Source organism: Streptococcus toyakuensis (assembly GCF_024346585.1).
GTDB lineage: Bacteria > Bacillota > Bacilli > Lactobacillales > Streptococcaceae > Streptococcus > Streptococcus toyakuensis.
This window is the reverse complement of the sequence record NZ_AP024523.1, coordinates 322,458-338,985: the sequence shown is the minus strand read 5'-3', so window position 1 is coordinate 338,985 and position 16,528 is coordinate 322,458. Positions and strand designations below refer to the sequence as shown.

19 protein-coding genes and 1 pseudogene are annotated in these 16,528 nt (G+C 42.3%); 7 read left to right on the top strand and 13 right to left on the bottom strand.

Going from position 1 to position 16,528, the window contains the following annotated elements; all coding sequences use genetic code 11:
- Positions 1-84 precede the first annotated feature (84 nt).
- A pseudogene (locus STYK_RS10270) lies at positions 85-147 on the bottom strand (YSIRK-type signal peptide-containing protein); the annotation flags it as partial.
- A 307-nt stretch (positions 148-454) separates the two neighbouring features.
- Between STYK_RS10270 and STYK_RS01765 the strand changes: the two are divergent.
- On the top strand, positions 455-2,086 hold the full coding sequence (locus tag STYK_RS01765; protein ID WP_261805124.1) for a Na/Pi cotransporter family protein: 1,632 nt from the start codon (positions 455-457) through the stop codon (positions 2,084-2,086).
- Positions 2,087-2,182: 96 nt separating this feature from the next.
- Here the strand turns inward: STYK_RS01765 and STYK_RS01760 are convergent, their stop codons facing one another.
- Both STYK_RS01760 and pepA read right to left on the bottom strand, forming a co-directional pair.
- Complete coding sequence (locus STYK_RS01760) at positions 2,183-2,479, bottom strand: bacteriocin immunity family protein (RefSeq protein WP_060806107.1); 297 nt, start codon at positions 2,477-2,479, stop codon at positions 2,183-2,185.
- A 21-nt stretch (positions 2,480-2,500) separates the two neighbouring features.
- Positions 2,501-3,565, bottom strand: coding sequence for a glutamyl aminopeptidase (pepA, locus tag STYK_RS01755; RefSeq protein ID WP_033684763.1), 1,065 nt, complete (start codon positions 3,563-3,565; stop codon positions 2,501-2,503).
- A gap of 293 nt (positions 3,566-3,858) precedes the next feature.
- Here pepA and galE point away from each other — a divergent pair, with 293 nt between their 5' ends.
- From galE to STYK_RS01725, 6 genes are all read left to right on the top strand, one after another.
- A complete protein-coding gene (gene galE, locus STYK_RS01750) occupies positions 3,859-4,857 on the top strand; it encodes a UDP-glucose 4-epimerase GalE (protein ID WP_261805123.1) in 999 nt (332 codons plus the stop codon).
- 143 nt (positions 4,858-5,000) lie between these two features.
- Positions 5,001-5,960, top strand: coding sequence for an ABC transporter permease (locus STYK_RS01745; RefSeq protein ID WP_261805122.1), 960 nt, complete (start codon positions 5,001-5,003; stop codon positions 5,958-5,960).
- Positions 5,950-6,906 (top strand): iron chelate uptake ABC transporter family permease subunit, encoded by a 957-nt coding sequence (locus STYK_RS01740; protein WP_261805121.1) that lies wholly within the window; start codon positions 5,950-5,952, stop codon positions 6,904-6,906. Before STYK_RS01745 ends, STYK_RS01740 begins: the two co-directional genes overlap by 11 nt.
- Positions 6,903-7,655: an iron ABC transporter ATP-binding protein gene (locus tag STYK_RS01735; RefSeq protein WP_084930067.1), complete on the top strand. Its 753-nt coding sequence runs from the start codon at positions 6,903-6,905 to the stop codon at positions 7,653-7,655. Before STYK_RS01740 ends, STYK_RS01735 begins: the two co-directional genes overlap by 4 nt.
- A 95-nt stretch (positions 7,656-7,750) precedes the next feature.
- Positions 7,751-8,716, top strand: a complete 966-nt coding sequence (locus tag STYK_RS01730) for a siderophore ABC transporter substrate-binding protein (RefSeq protein WP_084930068.1) — start codon at positions 7,751-7,753, stop codon at positions 8,714-8,716.
- A 108-nt stretch (positions 8,717-8,824) separates the two neighbouring features.
- Positions 8,825-10,173, top strand: a protein-coding gene (locus tag STYK_RS01725; protein ID WP_261804648.1) for an IS3 family transposase whose coding sequence is annotated in 2 segments (ribosomal slippage) — positions 8,825-9,266 and positions 9,266-10,173 — 1,350 coding nt in all. Because the reading frame shifts where the segments join, the coding sequence is not laid out codon by codon here.
- A gap of 92 nt (positions 10,174-10,265) precedes the next feature.
- Here STYK_RS01725 and yidD read toward each other — a convergent pair.
- From yidD to STYK_RS01675, 10 genes are all read right to left on the bottom strand, one after another.
- Positions 10,266-10,508, bottom strand: coding sequence for a membrane protein insertion efficiency factor YidD (gene yidD / locus STYK_RS01720; RefSeq protein ID WP_000821624.1), 243 nt, complete (start codon positions 10,506-10,508; stop codon positions 10,266-10,268).
- Positions 10,508-11,230: a pseudouridine synthase gene (locus STYK_RS01715; RefSeq protein WP_001222228.1), complete on the bottom strand. Its 723-nt coding sequence runs from the start codon at positions 11,228-11,230 to the stop codon at positions 10,508-10,510. Before STYK_RS01715 ends, yidD begins: the two co-directional genes overlap by 1 nt.
- A complete protein-coding gene (gene scpB / locus STYK_RS01710; protein ID WP_060627148.1) occupies positions 11,217-11,786 on the bottom strand; it encodes an SMC-Scp complex subunit ScpB in 570 nt (189 codons plus the stop codon). The genes STYK_RS01715 and scpB overlap by 14 nt, the downstream gene beginning before the upstream one ends.
- An 18-nt stretch (positions 11,787-11,804) precedes the next feature.
- Positions 11,805-12,533: a segregation/condensation protein A gene (locus STYK_RS01705; RefSeq protein ID WP_060627149.1), complete on the bottom strand. Its 729-nt coding sequence runs from the start codon at positions 12,531-12,533 to the stop codon at positions 11,805-11,807.
- A complete protein-coding gene (gene xerD / locus STYK_RS01700; protein ID WP_315972279.1) occupies positions 12,533-13,267 on the bottom strand; it encodes a site-specific tyrosine recombinase XerD in 735 nt (244 codons plus the stop codon). The genes STYK_RS01705 and xerD overlap by 1 nt, the downstream gene beginning before the upstream one ends.
- Positions 13,264-13,725: a cyclic-di-AMP-binding protein CbpB gene (gene cbpB / locus STYK_RS01695; RefSeq protein WP_049550792.1), complete on the bottom strand. Its 462-nt coding sequence runs from the start codon at positions 13,723-13,725 to the stop codon at positions 13,264-13,266. Before cbpB ends, xerD begins: the two co-directional genes overlap by 4 nt.
- Complete coding sequence (locus tag STYK_RS01690) at positions 13,722-14,243, bottom strand: metallophosphoesterase (RefSeq protein ID WP_020902175.1); 522 nt, start codon at positions 14,241-14,243, stop codon at positions 13,722-13,724. Before STYK_RS01690 ends, cbpB begins: the two co-directional genes overlap by 4 nt.
- On the bottom strand, positions 14,219-15,190 hold the full coding sequence (locus STYK_RS01685) for a nucleoside-triphosphate diphosphatase (protein ID WP_000182446.1): 972 nt from the start codon (positions 15,188-15,190) through the stop codon (positions 14,219-14,221). Before STYK_RS01685 ends, STYK_RS01690 begins: the two co-directional genes overlap by 25 nt.
- Positions 15,187-15,981, bottom strand: a complete 795-nt coding sequence (gene racE / locus STYK_RS01680) for a glutamate racemase (protein WP_004255911.1) — start codon at positions 15,979-15,981, stop codon at positions 15,187-15,189. The genes STYK_RS01685 and racE overlap by 4 nt, the downstream gene beginning before the upstream one ends.
- Before the next feature lie 200 nt (positions 15,982-16,181).
- Complete coding sequence (locus tag STYK_RS01675; RefSeq protein WP_076984790.1) at positions 16,182-16,430, bottom strand: YneF family protein; 249 nt, start codon at positions 16,428-16,430, stop codon at positions 16,182-16,184.
- Between the last annotated feature and the right edge of the window lie 98 nt (positions 16,431-16,528).

Sequence of the window (16,528 nt, the reverse complement as noted above, 5' to 3'; positions counted from 1 at the left end):
ATTGGCTCCCTTATTTTCAGGAACTGCAGTTTCTTCTGCCAAGGCTGGACCAGCAAATAAAACAGCCCCAATCATCAGTGAGCAGGCTCCTACTGATAACTTACGAATACTGTAACGACAACGTCTTTCAAAAAATGAATTCTTCATTTTCTCCTCCTAAATAAAAGATTGATTTTGTTGCACAAAAGAAAGCGCTTAACTTTCTTTATAAAATTTTTATCCCAATCACAGGGACCAAGATAATTCCTCCCTCATTTTAAAATATTTCTTTTAAATGTCAATATATAAAAGGAAATACCTATATCTAGGCTAGAAATTGGTAAAATTAATATAATTAAGGCCCATTCTAACGAATTTTCTTTCTAAAATCTTAGCTAAACACTTGTTAGATTTACTTTTATCCTTTAAAATAGAATAGGAGAAATTCCGTTATTATTTTTCGGAGGAAAAAGAAATGTCCATTAATTGGCAGGAAATTTTATTTCACTTTTTAGGTGGGCTGGGACTATTCTTATATAGTATCAAGACCATGGGAGACGGTTTGCAACAAGCTGCTGGAGATCGCCTTCGTTTTTACATTGACAAGTATACCAGCAATCCGTTCTTCGGTGTGCTAGTTGGTATCGGTATGACGGCGCTAATTCAGTCAAGTTCTGGTGTCACAGTCATTACAGTGGGGCTAGTCAGCGCAGGACTTTTGACCTTGCGTCAAGCTATCGGTATTGTCATGGGTGCCAATATTGGAACTACCGTTACATCCTTTATCATCGGTTTTAAGCTAGGAGATTACGCCTTACCAATGCTTTTCATCGGAGCGTTTTGTCTCTTCTTCACCAAGAATCGCTCTATCAATAACATCGGACGTATCATTTTTGGTGTAGGTGGTATCTTCTTCGCTCTCAATCTTATGAGCGGTGCAATGGAACCTCTAAAAGACCTGCAAGTCTTTAGAGACTATATGGTTGAACTAAGTAAGAGTCCTATTCTAGGTGTCTTTGTCGGAACTGGACTAACCCTACTCATTCAAGCTTCTTCCGCAACTATCGGTATCCTACAGAATCTTTACGCAAGTGGTTTGATTGATCTACAAGGTGCCCTACCAGTCTTGTTTGGTGATAATATCGGAACGACCATTACAGCTATTATTGCTTCTCTTGGAGCTAATATCGCTGCCAAACGTGTTGCTGGTGCCCATGTCGCCTTTAACGTGATTGGTACGGTTATCTGTATTGTCTTCCTTGTACCTTTCACTGGCTTGATTCAATGGTTTGAATCTACACTCAATCTGGCTCCAGAAATGACCATTGCCTTCGCCCACGGAACCTTTAATATCACAAATACTATTATCCAATTTCCATTCATCGGAGCCTTGGCCTACTTTGTAACCAAGCTCATCCCTGGTGAAGATGAAGTTGTCAAGTACGAGCCACTTTATCTTGATGAGCATTTGATTAAACAAGCTCCATCAATCGCTCTCGGAAATGCCAAAAAAGAACTCCTTCACTTGGGAAATTATGCTTCTAAAGCCTTTGACCTTTCATACAACTACATCATTGACCTTAATGAAAAGGTAGCTGAAAAAGGCCACAAGACAGAAGAAGCCATCAATACCATTGATGAAAAATTGACTCGTTACCTTATTACTCTTTCAAGTGAAGCCCTTAGCCAGAAAGAAAGCGAAGTGCTCACCAACATCCTGGATTCATCCCGTGATTTGGAACGGATTGGGGACCACGCAGAAGCCCTAATCAATCTAACTGACTACCTTCAACGTAAAAATGTTGAGTTCTCTGAAGCTGCTTTGCAGGAATTGGCTGATATCTATCAAAAAACTACTGGCTTTATCAAGGATGCCCTTGATAGTGTAGAAAACAATGATATTGAAAAAGCTCAAAGTCTGATTGACCGCCATAAAGAAATCAACAATATGGAACGTGTTCTCAGAAAGACCCACATCAAGCGCCTCAACAAGGGCGAGTGTTCAACACAAGCTGGGGTCAACTTTATCGACATCATTTCCCACTACACTCGTGTGTCTGATCACGCTATGAATCTAGCTGAAAAGGTCATCGCTGAACAAATCTAAGAACCAAGAAGCTATCCTAAATGGGATGGCTTTTTCTTCTCCTAATCAAGAATTGCTCTTCTACCATATAGAAAAATGCTTTGATTCACAATGGAATCAAAGCATTTTAAAGAGCTCCCCGTACATAAGCGCAGAAGCTGCAGTTCCCCTGTACTTGGCTTCTTCTCTTTTGATAAAGCGAGCCAAGTTGAGCAACTCAGGTGCCGGATGTCTGGGATTCTTGAGCAATTCACGATTGACCAGGCCTGAGAGACGAACTGCCAGCAATTGCTCATTTGTAGTAGGCAGTTTTTTAGCAGTCTCTAGGAGAGCAGCAACTAAATCCTCACTCAAATCATGTCGAGCATGATTGTAAAGATCTTTTACAAGGCTTTCTAGGTTTGGTTCTACCATCCCTACCACCTCCCTTATGATTTAATAATTTTTAATCAAATCAACCGTTGAACGATCCAATTTTTTCACCAAGGCTTGCAAGAAAGCTTGCGCTTCTAAGAAGTCATCCATAGCGTAGAGGGTTTGATGAGAATGGATATAACGAGCGCAAACACCGATTGTTGTAGATGGGACACCACCATTTTTCAGATGAGCTGCGCCAGCGTCTGTTCCGCCTTTACCACAGTAGTATTGGTACTTGATACCAGCTTCTTCAGCCGTTGTCAAAAGGAAATCCTTCATTCCTGGGAGAAGCAAGTGACCTGGGTCGTAGAAACGAATCAAGGTTCCATCTCCAATCTTACCTTGACCACCGTAGACATCACCAGCTGGTGAACAGTCAACTGCGAGGAAGACTTCTGGGTCAAACTTAGTTGTAGATGTATGAGCACCACGAAGACCAACCTCTTCTTGGACGTTAGAGCCAAGATAGAGTTCATTCCCGAGTTTTTGACCTGACAGAGCTTCCGCCAACTCGCTAACCATAAGAACACCGTAGCGGTTGTCCCAAGCTTTTGAGATGATATTTTTTTCATTGGCTGTCAAGATTGCAGAACTATCTGGAACAATGGTGTCGCCAGGACGGATGCCAAAGCTTTCTGCCTCAGCCTTATCCGCAAAACCACCATCAAAGACGATATCTGCAATAGCAGGCATGGTTGGTCCGCCCTTACCACGAGTCAAATGTGGCGGAACAGATCCTGAAATCACAGGAATTTCATGACCATCACGAGTCAAGAGTTTGAAACGTTGGCTGCTAACCACCATGGGGTTCCAGCCACCGATTTCTACGACACGGAAGGTACCGTCTGGCTTAATCTCGCTGACCATAAAACCAACTTCGTCCATATGAGAAGCGACCAAGACGCGCGGTGCATCTGCAGCTTCTGAATGTTTAATCCCGAAAATACCACCCAAACCATCTGTCACCACTTCATCCACGTGCGGTGTCAACTTTTCACGAAGATAAGCACGGACAGGTGCTTCATGACCTGAGACCGCAGCAAGTTCTGTTACTTCTTTGATTTTTGAAAATAATGTTGTCATTTCAGTTCCTTCTTTCTTTCATCCATTTTACCACTTTTTATAGGAGAAGGATAGCGGGAAGGTGGATTTCTAAATTAGTATCTTAGTCTTACTGTATCTTAGAAAAAGCTTGTATTTTCTTGCATGTGAGGTGAAATCTAAGAACTATTCCAAGACCAATCAAACTATTAATTCCCAAACAAAAAAATAATTCAATGATATATTTTTTACATTTTCACGAAAATTACAGAAAACGGTTGACTTCGCCTTCTTATTTCTTTAAAATAGTAGAAAACTAGGAAAAGGAAAAAATCATGACCAAAACAATTCTTGTTACAGGTGGAGCTGGCTACATTGGCTCCCATACCGTTAAAGCTCTTTTAAATGCTGGCTATCAGGTACATGTTCTAGATAATCTCTCTACAGGAAATCGTTCAGCTGTAGATAGTCGTGCTAGCTTTAAACAACTGGATGTTTATGATTCTAGTGCCCTAAAAGCTTACTTAGAAGAAAATCAGATTGATGCTGTTCTTCATTGTGCAGGTGAAATTGTTGTGAGCGAAAGCATTGAAAACCCAAGCAAATACTTCACTGCCAATGTTGCTGGTATGAACCAAGTTCTCAAAGTCTTGTCTGAAGTTGGCATTCAAAAAATCATGTTCTCTTCGACTGCTTCCCTCTATGGTAATAACTGTATTGACAAGCCGGCGACTGAAGATACCCCGCTCGACCCTGTCAATCCTTATGCAGAGACAAAATTGATGGGCGAACGAATGATTTACTGGATGGCCAATCGCTACGATTGGAAATATGTCATTTTCCGTTACTTTAATGTAGCTGGGGCTGAAATGGATACTTCAAACGGTCTGCGTGTGAAAAATCCAACTCACATCATTCCAAATATCAACAAGACCGCTTTGGGACAAAATGATAGTCTGAAAATATTTGGAGATGACTACGATACACGTGATGGTTCATGTATTCGAGATTACATCCATGTCTTGGATCTTGCACAGGCTCATGTTAAAGGAATGAACTACCTATTTCAAGAAGACAGTTCTTCTCAAATCTTTAACTTAGGAACTGAAAAAGGCTATACCGTCAAAGAAATCTTTAAAACTGCTGAAGAATTACTGAATCAAAAAATACCACACGAAATTGTTGCTCGCCGTGCTGGTGACCCAGCCAGCGTCCTAGCAGACGCATCAAAAGCTAAAAAATATCTTGATTGGAAGGCTAGCTACTCTCTTGAAGATATTATTTTATCAGATTATCATTGGCGTGTTAAAGAAGGCAAAAACATTTTGGAATAGGATAACAAAGGAGAAAGCCTCGGCGCTCTCTCTTTATTTTATTCATTAAATTGTCAGAAAATTTATTCACAGATTAAAGAAATCGTGTTACAGTAATATCCGCAGGTATCTTTCGGTACCAAATCAACATGAAAGGATGGGGTATGAAACTTTCTCATTATTTAATTGGCTTACTCCTACTCCTAGTCTTTCTCTCTATTAGCATTGGAACCAGTGATTTTTCATGGGGAAAACTCTTTGCTTTCGACCAGCAGACCTGGCTTCTCTTTCAAGAGTCTCGTCTTCCAAGAACCATTAGCATTCTCCTGACCGCCTCTAGTATGAGTATGGCAGGACTCCTCATGCAGACTATTACCCAAAATCAGTTTGCTGCTCCGAGTACAGTTGGAACGACTGAAGCCGCCAAACTGGGAATGGTATTGAGCCTCTTTGTCTTTCCGTCGGCTAGTCTGACCCAAAAGATGCTCTTTGCTTTTGTTTCATCCATCGTATTCACCCTCTTCTTCCTAGCCTTTATGACCATTTTTACTATAAAGGAAAGGTGGATGTTGCCTCTGATTGGGATCATCTATAGTGGAATTATCGGTTCTGTGACAGAAGTTATCGCCTACCGTTTCAATCTGGTTCAGAGTATGACAGCTTGGACCCAGGGCTCCTTCTCCATGATTCAGACTCATCAGTATGAATGGCTTTTCTTAGGGCTCATTATCCTGATAGCCGTTTGGAAATTATCCCAAACTTTTACCATCATGAATCTAGGAAAAGAAACCAGTGAAAGTTTGGGGATTTCTTACTCTCTACTTGAAAAACTGGCCCTCTTTCTGGTGGCGCTAACAACTAGTGTCACCATGATTACCGTGGGTGGCTTACCATTTCTCGGAGTTATTGTTCCCAATCTTGTTCGCAAGCGCTATGGAGATAATCTAAGTCATACCAAACTCATCTTAGCACTGGTCGATGCCAATCTAGTTCTGGCCTGCGATATCCTTTCCCGAGTTCTGATTCGGCCCTATGAGCTGTCTGTCAGTCTTCTACTAGGAATCATTGGTAGCCTCGTCTTTATCCTACTTCTATGGAGAGGGGGACGAAAAGATGCAGTTTAAAAGCAAACATACCAAACTCTTCGGTCTTCTCATTATTCTGGCCATCGGAGCTTGCCTTCTCTACTTTTGGCCCATTACTCACCTATCTGTCTTTGCTTGGAAGTTGCGTTCCCAAAAGATCATCGTTTATCTCTTGGTAGCTATCGCGACTGGGATTTCGACCATTAGTTTTCAAACCCTGACGGAAAATCGTTTCCTGACGCCAAGTATTTTAGGAATCGAATCCTTCTACGTCCTACTACAAACTCTACTACTGGTTTTTGAAAGCAAATTTCTTCAACTCGGGAAGTCTCCCATCTTAGAATTCCTAATCTTACTTCTCGTCCAATCCCTCTTCTTTCTTGCCTTACAAGGTTACTTGAAGACACTGATGAAACAAGACCTGGTCTTCATCCTGTTGATCTGTCTAGCACTCGGAAGTCTCTTTCGAAATATCAGTACCTTCCTTCAGGTCCTGATGGATCCAAATGAATACGATAAATTGCAGAACAGTCTCTTTGCCTCCTTTCAACATCTCAACACTTCCATCCTAGCCATCGGTTCTCTGATCATCCTCGCTTTGACGATCTCTTTCTTTCGAAAAGCAGTCATTTTGGATGTCTTGCACCTGCAAAGAGAAACGGCTCAGATATTGGGACTCGATGTTGAAAAAGAACAGAAAGAACTCCTCTGGGGCATCGTGCTTTTGACCTCAACGGCCACTGCCCTGGTAGGGCCTATGGCCTTCTTCGGCTTTATGCTGGCCAACCTCACCTACCTGATTGTCAAAGACTATCGGCACAAATTACTCTTTATCGTAGCCATTCTGGTTGGATTTATTAGCTTGACCTTGGGGCAGGCCCTGATTGAACGAGTCTTTGCACTGGAAATTCGCATCAGCATGATCATCGAGAGTGTAGGGGGGCTCCTATTCTTTATCTTACTATACAGGAGGGCGCGTCAGTGAAACTGGAAAACATTGACAAATCCATTCAAAAACAGGATATTTTGCAAGGCATTTCGCTTGAAGTCAGTCCTCAGAAACTGACAGCCTTTATTGGTCCCAATGGTGCTGGAAAATCGACTCTCCTATCCATCATGAGCAGACTGACCAAGAAGGATCAGGGAATACTCAGTATCAAAGGCCGTGAAATCGAAAGCTGGAATTCACAAGAACTGGCTCAAGAACTGACTATCCTAAAGCAGAAAATCAATTACCAAGCCAAATTGACTGTTGAAGAACTGGTCAGTTTTGGACGTTTTCCTTACAGCCGAGGTCGACTTAGATCAGAAGATTGGGAAAAAATCCGAGAAACCCTGACCTATCTAGAACTGACCACCTTAAAAGACCGCTACATCGATAGCCTGTCTGGAGGCCAGCTCCAGCGGGTCTTTATCGCTATGGTACTGGCCCAGGATACGGACTTTATCTTGCTGGACGAACCACTCAACAATCTCGATATCAAGCAAAGCGTCAGCATGATGCAGATTCTTCGGCGACTGGTGGAGGAACTCGGCAAGACCATTATCATCGTCCTCCACGATATCAACATGGCCAGTCAGTATGCAGATGAAATTGTCGCCTTCAAGGACGGTCAAGTCTTTAGCAAGGGAACAACCAATCAAATCATGCAGTCTGACCTGCTCAGTCAACTATATGAGATTCCCATCACGCTGGCTGACATCAATGGCAAAAAGATCTGTATCTATAGCTAGCAACTCAGAAACTCGAGTTAGAAGAAATTTTGTCTCTTAGTCAATAAAACCTAGAGACTCCCTACATCGTTATCACATTTTAAAAAGGAGAAATCATGAAAACATCCCTTAAACTTTATTTCACTGCCCTAGTGGCCAGCTTCTTGCTCCTACTTGGTGCATGTAGTACAAACTCAAGTACCAGCCAGTCGGAGACAAGCAGCTCTGCTCCAACAGAGGTAACCATTAAAAGTTCACTAGACGAGGTCAAACTTTCAAAAGCGCCTGAAAAGATTATTACCTTTGACCTCGGTGCTGCGGATACTATTCGCGTTTTAGGTTTTGAAAAGAATATCGTCGGAATGCCTACAAAAACTGTTCCGACTTATCTTAAAGACCTAGCTGGAAAAGTTAAAAATGTTGGTTCTATGGTTGAGCCAGACCTAGAAGCCCTTGCTGCTCTTGAACCAGACCTAATTATCGCTTCACCACGTACCCAAAAATTCGTAGATAAGTTCAACGAAATCGCTCCGACTGTTCTCTTCCAAGCAGGCAAAGATGACTACTGGACTTCTACCAAGGCTAATATCGAATCCCTAGCAAGCGCCTTTGGTGAAACTGGTACACAGAAAGCCAAGGAAGAATTGGCCAAGCTAGACAAGAGCATCCAAGAAGTCGCTACTAAAAATGAAAGCTCTGACAAAAAAGCCCTCGCAATTCTCCTCAATGAAGGAAAAATGGCAGCCTTTGGTGCCCAATCTCGTTTCTCTTTCTTGTACCAAACCTTGAAATTCAAACCAACTGATACTCAATTTGAAGATTCTCGCCACGGACAAGAAGTCAGCTTTGAAAGTGTCAAAGAAATCAATCCTGACATCCTCTTTGTCATCAACCGTACCCTTGCTATCGGTGGTGACAACTCAAGCAACGATGGCGTCCTAGAAAATGCCCTCATTGCTGAAACACCTGCAGCTAAAAATGGTAAAATTATCCAACTAACACCAGACCTCTGGTATCTAAGCGGAGGCGGACTTGAATCAACAAAACTCATGATTGAAGACGCACAAAAAGCCTTGAAATAAGCTACTTTAAACTCAATCACATCTTTACATGATAAAACGCATCCTATCAAGTTGAACTGCACCCCAAAAGTTAGACAGAAAAAATCTAACTTTTGGGGTGTTTTTATTATGAAATTAACTTATGATGATAAAGTTCAGATCTATGAACTTAGAAAACAAGGCTATAGCTTGGAGAAGCTTTCAAATAAATTTGGGATAAACAATTCTAATATTAGGTACATGATTAAATTGATTGATCGTTACGGAATAGAGTTCGTCAAAAAAGAAAAAAATCGTTACTATTCTCCTGAATTAAAACAAGAAATGATTGATAAAGTTCTACATGAAAACTGGTCTCAAGATAGAGTTTCTCTCGAATATGCTCTCCCAAATCGTGGTATGCTTCCAAATTGGATGGCACAATACAAGAAAAACGGGTATACTATTGTTGAGAAAACAAAAGGGAGACCATCTAAAATGGGACGTAAACCAAAGAAGAAACCCGAAGAGATGACAGAGTTAGAACGACTTCAAGCAGAAAACGAGTATCTGAGAGCGGAGAATGCTGTCCTAAAAAAGTTGAGAGAACTCCGCTTGAAGGAGGAAAAAGAGAAAGAAGAAAGACAGAAATTGTTCAAGAATTAATCACTGATTTTTCGTTAGATATTCTTCTAAAAACCATTAAACTCGCTCGTTCGACCTACTACTATCATTTGAAACAGCTAGACAAACCAGATAAGGATCAAAAGCTTAAAGCTGAAATTCAAGCTATTTTTACCGAACAAAAAGGAAATTACGGATATCGTCGAATCCATTTAGAATTAAGAAATCGTGGTTATGTGGTCAATCATAAAAGAGTTCAACGCTTGATGAAAGTGCTCAATTTACAAGCTAGAATCCGCAAGAAACGCAAGTATTCTTCTCATAAAGGAGATGTTGGCAAGAAAGCAGACAACCTTATTCAACGCCAATTTGAAGCAGCTAAACCAATGGAAAAGTGTTATACGGACGTGACAGAATTTGCCATTCCAGCAAGCGCTCAAAAGCTTTACTTATCACCAGTTTTAGATGGCTTTAATAGCGAAATTATCGCCTATAATCTTTCAACTTCACCCAACTTAGAACAAGTAAAAACAATGTTGGAACAAGCATTCACAGAGAAGCGCTACGAGAATACGATTCTCCATAGTGACCAAGGCTGGCAATATCAACACGATTCTTATCATCAGTTTCTAGAGGGTAAGGGAATTCAAGCATCCATGTCACGTAAAGGTAACAGCCCAGACAACGGCATGATGGAATCTTTCTTTGGCATTCTGAAATCGGAGATGTTTTATGGTTATGAGAAGTCATTTCAGTCGCTTAAGCAATTGGAACAAGCCATTGTAGACTATATTGATTACTACAACAATAAACGAATTAAGGTAAAACTAAAAGGACTTAGCCCTGTGCAATACAGAACTAAATCCTTTGGATAAATTAATTGTCTAACTTTTTGGGGTCAGTACAAGTTCACTCAAACCTGATAGGATGCGTTTTTATCATTTCACTAAAATATTTTTACCTAGCCTCATTTTTCTTCTTGATTCCGTTTGAGGGAAAAATGGTCTGGGACGGGGTCCTTGCCTGTTTTAGACCAGGGATGACAACGTAAAATCCGAGCCAAACCCATCAAGACACCCTTAAAGCCATGTTTTTCAATAGCCTGAATCATATAGTTGGAACAAGTCGGCTCAAAGCGACAAGAGGGTGGAAAGGCTGGCGAGATAAAACGTTGGTAAAAGCGTACTGGCGCTATTAAGATTCGTTTCATTATTTCTTGGTTACAGCCATGGTGTGTAGTTGGCTGATTTCTTTTTTATTCAGACGACGGGATTCACCTGGACGAAGGCCTGTCAAGTCTAGGTGCCCAAAACGTGTACGCGACAACTTGTCCACTTGAAGACCAACAGCTTCAAACATTTTTTTAACCTGATGGTTACGCCCTTCATGGATAGTCAACTGCACCACAGAGCGATTTTTAACTGGGTCCACTTTGAGAATTTCATAAACAGCTGGCTTGGTTTTCTTGCCATCAATCTCAAGTCCACGGGTCAAGGGGCGGAGATTGTCCTTATTGGCCACACCTTTAACACGCGCGACATAGACCTTATCAATTTCATTACGGGGGTGAATCATTTCATCCGTAAAGTCTCCATCATTGGTCAAAATCAAAACTCCTGATGTATCCCAGTCCAAACGACCTACAGGGTAGATGCGCTCTTTGACATTGGGCAAGAGGTCGACAACCGTCTTGCGGCCCTTGTCATCTGTCACACTGGAAATGACACCGCGTGGTTTGTTAAGCAGATAGTAGACCTTTTCTTCATTGTAGATAGGTTGACCTTCAACTTCGACCTTGTCGCCTGACTTGATGGTCGTTGCGAGTTCACGCACCACTTGGCCGTTAACCGTCACCAATCCTTGCTTGATCAACTCTTCTGCTTTTCTCCTACTGGCCACACCTGCGTGGGCAATATACTTATTGATTCTCATCTTCTTCTATCCTTTCACCAAATAATTGGCTTTCTTGGGCTTGAATCTCAAGCTCATCAATCACTGGTAATTCTTCCAAATGATTTATCCCCATGTAATCTAGGAAATAATCTGTAGTCACATAGAGGTTGGGACGACCCAACACTTCTTTTTTCCCGTCTTCTCGTATCAAATCAAATGCCTGCAACTTTGCCAAAGCCCCACTCGAATTGACCCCACGGATGGCATCAATCTCTATCCGTGTGATGGGCTGTTTGTAAGCAATGATGGACAAGGTCTCAAGGGCAGCCCGAGATAAACTCTGGTTGATGGGCGCTTTAGAATAGTCCTTCAAAATCTCTGAAAACTGAGGCTTGGTCACCAATCTATAAGCACCCCCTGTCTCAATCAGAGCCAAACTGGAATCTGGGGCCTTTTCATACTTCTGGGATAATTTTTCTAAACTCTGTTGGATGCCTGTCGGTGGCAGAGAGAGGAGTTCAGCTAACTGGCGGACCCGAATCCCATCTTCACCCGCTACAAACAAGAGCGCTTCTATTTTTGCTAAAGTACTCATCTTTCCTCTCTATCAAGTCTAGCTTTGGGCTACTTGACTTTCTTCCTTCTTTTCCATGAGATAGATATCTCCGAAACTCTCCTCTTGCACGAGGATTAGTTCCTGGGTTTTGATTAACTCTAGGGTTGCTAAAAAGAGGGTGATGACCTCTTGGACATTCTGGGCTTCCTTGAACAAATCCTGCAAGCACAATTGGTCTCGTCCAGCCAAGGACTCTTTCACGATAACCATCATGTCCTCAATCTTATACTCATCCCGCAGGATAGTCGTATGATTCTGTTCAAACTCCTCTTTTTTCTTGGCTAGGATATTTGAAAAAGCCAAGAAGAGGTCAATGGTCGTCTTGTCATGCACGAGCTCCGCATCTTCGTAAATCAACTCTGTCGGCGCTTTGGAATAATACTGGGCCCGATCTTGGTGCTTGGCTTCCAAGTGCTCACCCAAGAGCTTGAATTTGCGGTATTCTTCGATTTGAGAGAGAAGATCCTGCTCTAGGTCATCCTCCAAGTCTGTCACTTCTGCTACCTTTGGCAAGAGCTTGCGGCTCTTGATCAGCATGAGCTGACTGGCCATAACCATGTACTCACCCGTCACTTCCAGACGCATGGCCTGCAGGGTTGAGACATAGGCTAGATACTGTTCGATGACTTCTGTAATAGGCACATCGTAGATATCCATCTGGTACTTAGAAACCAGGTGCAAGAGCAAGTCCAGGGGCCCTTCAAAATCTTTTAATTTAATATCCATTATCTATATTTTTCTAAGGTGAGGACTGTTTTTAATCCTAATTTTTTTGCAATTTCGTACAAATCGACCTTGTTTTCAATTTGTCGTAGAATGAACTGTTCCCGCAAGGCTTGGGCTGATAAGGCTGGAAAACCTTTCTCCTTGACAAAAGCTTCTAACTGACGAAAGGCCCACTGACGAGAATAGGCTTTCCCTGCCCTTTCAAAGAGGTAGGTCTGGGCCATCAAGGGTTCCAATTCTGACAGTAAGGTCGTAGGAATGGTGACAATCCTCTGTTGGGAAGCCTTCTTGATTCGCAACACCTGAAAATCCAGATTGATATCTGCAACCTTGAGAGCCAAAATCTCACTCGGCAAGAGCCCCATTTCTAGGATAAGAAGAGCCAGTAAACGGCCCTCTGGATAGGCACTTTCCTGCCAAAAAGAGTCTAGATCTAAAATTTCTGGCTTTTCTGTCTTCTTTTCAGCTTGTTTAGCTAATTCCAAGCGGTAAAAACTATCCACTTCTCCTTTTTGATAGAGAAAGTAGAGAAATTGGTTACAGGCCGAAATCTTTCGCTTCTGGACGCTGATTTTTAGATTGACTAGCTGGGCTTGGTAAATCTTGAGACTGGTCTCAGAAATCCGCTCACCTACCAAATCTAAAAACTGTTCTAAATCATACTTATATGACTGCTTAGAATTGGCAGATAAGCCCTGCTTTTCCTCTAAAAAGGCTGAAATCCTGTCTCTCATTTGCATCGAATCTCATATTCCTTACTAAAGTCATGCAAGAGGGCATTCACTGCCTTGAGGATAGACTTGCGCGTGATAATCCCTTGGAAAATACCAGACGCATCCACAACCGGCAAGAAGGACTCATCTACCAACTTGTGCAAGACCTCCGTAATGGTAAAATCAGGCGAAACAACCGTTACGTCCGTTCTCGTCATATGAACGATATCCGTATCTGCCATGATTTCTTGACTCAAGTCATGCTCCATCTGATAAGCCATAATATCTCTGAGCCCAATCGTCCCAACAAACTGTTTTTCATCTGTCACAACAGGAACACGGGTATAGGTCATCTGACTGAGCAAGAGGGTCGCGTGATCTGCATTGTGGGTATCAATCAAAACGGCTAGATTTTTAGCAGGAGTCAAAAAAGTTTCTTCTTGCCCCAACAAGAAAGTCTCAAACTCCTTGGCAATCATCGGCTAAACTCCTTGGACAAGCCCGGATACACCTCATGATCTCGTGTCAAAAAGTCGACTTTGAAATAACTGTCATCAATTTCCACACGAGCATAGAGACATTCTCTGATGGTCCCACGTGGTTGACTGATAGAACCTGGATTTAGAAAGAGGGTCTTTCCTTCCATCCAAGCATTTGGCACATGCAAGTGACCATAGAGACAGATATCGGCCTCTTCTTCCTGAGCCCAGTAGTCCAACTTTTGAAAGTTGAAATTGATGTCAAACAAGTGACCATGGGTTTGGATAATCTTGGTCGAACCAAGCTCGGTCACCAAACGTTCTGGGTAGCCGGCGTAAAAGTCCATGTTCCCTTTAACAACACGGATGCCTTCCCAAAGGGGAGAATCAGGACGTAGTTCAGAATCGCCGTTATGAAAAACGGCGTCAACTTTGCCCACATAGCGATCACGGATTTCTTCCACAATCAAGCTATCGCCATGAGAATCGCTCATTACAATGATGGTTTGCTTTGCCATGATGGAAATACCTCCAAAAGTTTCTTAACGGCTAAGGCGCGGTGAGATTGGCTATTTTTTTCTTCAAGGGTTAATTCAGCTGATGACTTACCTGTCTCTCCTACAAGGAAGAGAGGATCATAGCCAAATCCATTTTCACCCTTAGGTTCAAAGTTAATGTAGCCAGGCCAGTCTGCTTCAACAACCAAACTTTCCTTGTTTGGACTGGCTACGACTAGGGTTGTATGGAATTGAGCCGAGCGGTCCTTGAGTTCAAAGACCATGGCCAATTCGTGCAAGAGCTTGGCATTGTTTTCACGGTCAGTTGCTCCCACACCTGCGAAACGAGCTGACCAGACGCCTGGCAAGCCGCCAAGGACATCGACTTTAAGTCCAGAATCATCTGCCAGAACCATCTTGCCCGTTAATTGAGAAATAGTTTCTGCCTTGAGACGGGCATTTTCTTCGAAGGTCATGCCTGTTTCTGCTACTTCAGGCAAGTCAGGATAGTCATTGAGATTTTCCACATCGTAGCCTAGCTTGTCAAATATAGCTCGGAATTCCTTGGTCTTGCCTTCGTTACGAGTCGCAATCAATAAGGTTTCTCTCACCTTACTTGTCTCAAAGAAATCATGAACATTGACCCCTTCTTTAGGCAATTCTACATGCAGGAGTTGCCCATTTTCAACCAAGAGCAGAGCCCCCTGACGTTGGATGACTTCCACATTTCGTCCCATTTCTTGGTTAAGGATATCTACCACAAAAGACAATAAACGATAGAGAGAACCATAGCGTAAAACAGTAACAGAAACAGGAAAACCTCGATCCTCATCTCGAAATCTTTGAGCAAACTCCAATAGAGGAAAATCCAAGTCATCATCCGTCAACGTCCGGACGCCACCAAAAATACCATAGGACCCGACATACCAGTCCTGTTCATCCTTATATTCATAAATTTTATTTGTCATAATTCTACATGCTCCACATGAATCTCTTTTTCCAGCCATTCTTCACCAATTTGTGCAAAACTTTGGCTGCTGGCTGTTGTGTAAAAACGGTGATGAAGTGTTCCAGCATCGCGACCACGATTGATTTCAAAATAATTGAGTAAGACTGAAATGTCCCGTACACACTCTGCCCCACTATCGATGAGCTGAACTTTTGGTCCCATGACATTTTGAATAATAGGCCTGAGCAGTGGATAATGGGTACAACCCAAAATCAGGCTATCCACCTTTCCAACCAAGGGACGTAGGGTTTCATAAACTACTTTCTTAGTGACACTGGTTGACAGAGCCCCAGACTCCACCAAAGGAGCAAACTTGGGACAGGCCAAACTCTCCACCTGTAAGTCCGGATCCAAATCATGGATTTTCTGACGGTAGATGTCTGATTGTACCGTCATGGGTGTTCCAATCACTCCGATTTTCCCACCTTGGCTGGACTTGATGGCTGCTGAAGCTCCTGGCAAAATCACACCCAAGACCGGAATATCTAGTTGAGCCTTGATTTCTTCCCAGACGACCGCAGTCGCAGTATTACAAGCAATGACAATCATCTTGACATCCTTGGTCAAGAGAAAGTTGACCAACTGCCAAGTATATTCACGAATTTGCTCAGCAGGACGGGGACCATAGGGCGCCCGTGCCGAATCTCCAATATAGACGATTTCTTCATGGGGAAGCTGGCGCATGAGCTCGCGCACAACGGTCAAGCCCCCGACACCCGAATCCAAAAAACCAATTGGTCGATTATCCATACAGTCTTCTTTCTAGTCTTTTTTCTGATTGATAGTTCATTATGATTACTTGTCTTTATGAACTGAAGAACAACTTCATCAACAACTATCTCTCTTAATCATAATCAAATATCAATAGAATGCAAGGAAAAAGTCTCATCCCTAAACCCTTAGCCAACATAGTGAGAAGTCTGGAACTTTCATCCCAGACTTTTCCTTATTTATTTTTTCTTTTTATTGTTAGCAAGGGCTGCTTTTTGTTGGCGGATGATTTGGTGGTAAACTTGTTGTACCTTAGCTTCGCTTGGTTTTTGACCATTTGCACTCAAAAGAGTACGAACTGCTTCAGCATTCAAACGTGGGTTGTCAGCGAATTCTTTTTCAATTTGCTTACGAATCAAGTACATTCCTCCAAGAGCTCCTCCTAGAAAAGCTAGCACAATCAATACAATTGCTAAAAGTAAATCCATCATATTTCTCCTGTTTCTTTTTAAGTCTCTTTCATTATACCACAAACTAGCCACCCTGACCAGTTTGTTTTACGCTTTCAGGGAGGGAATAGACAGCA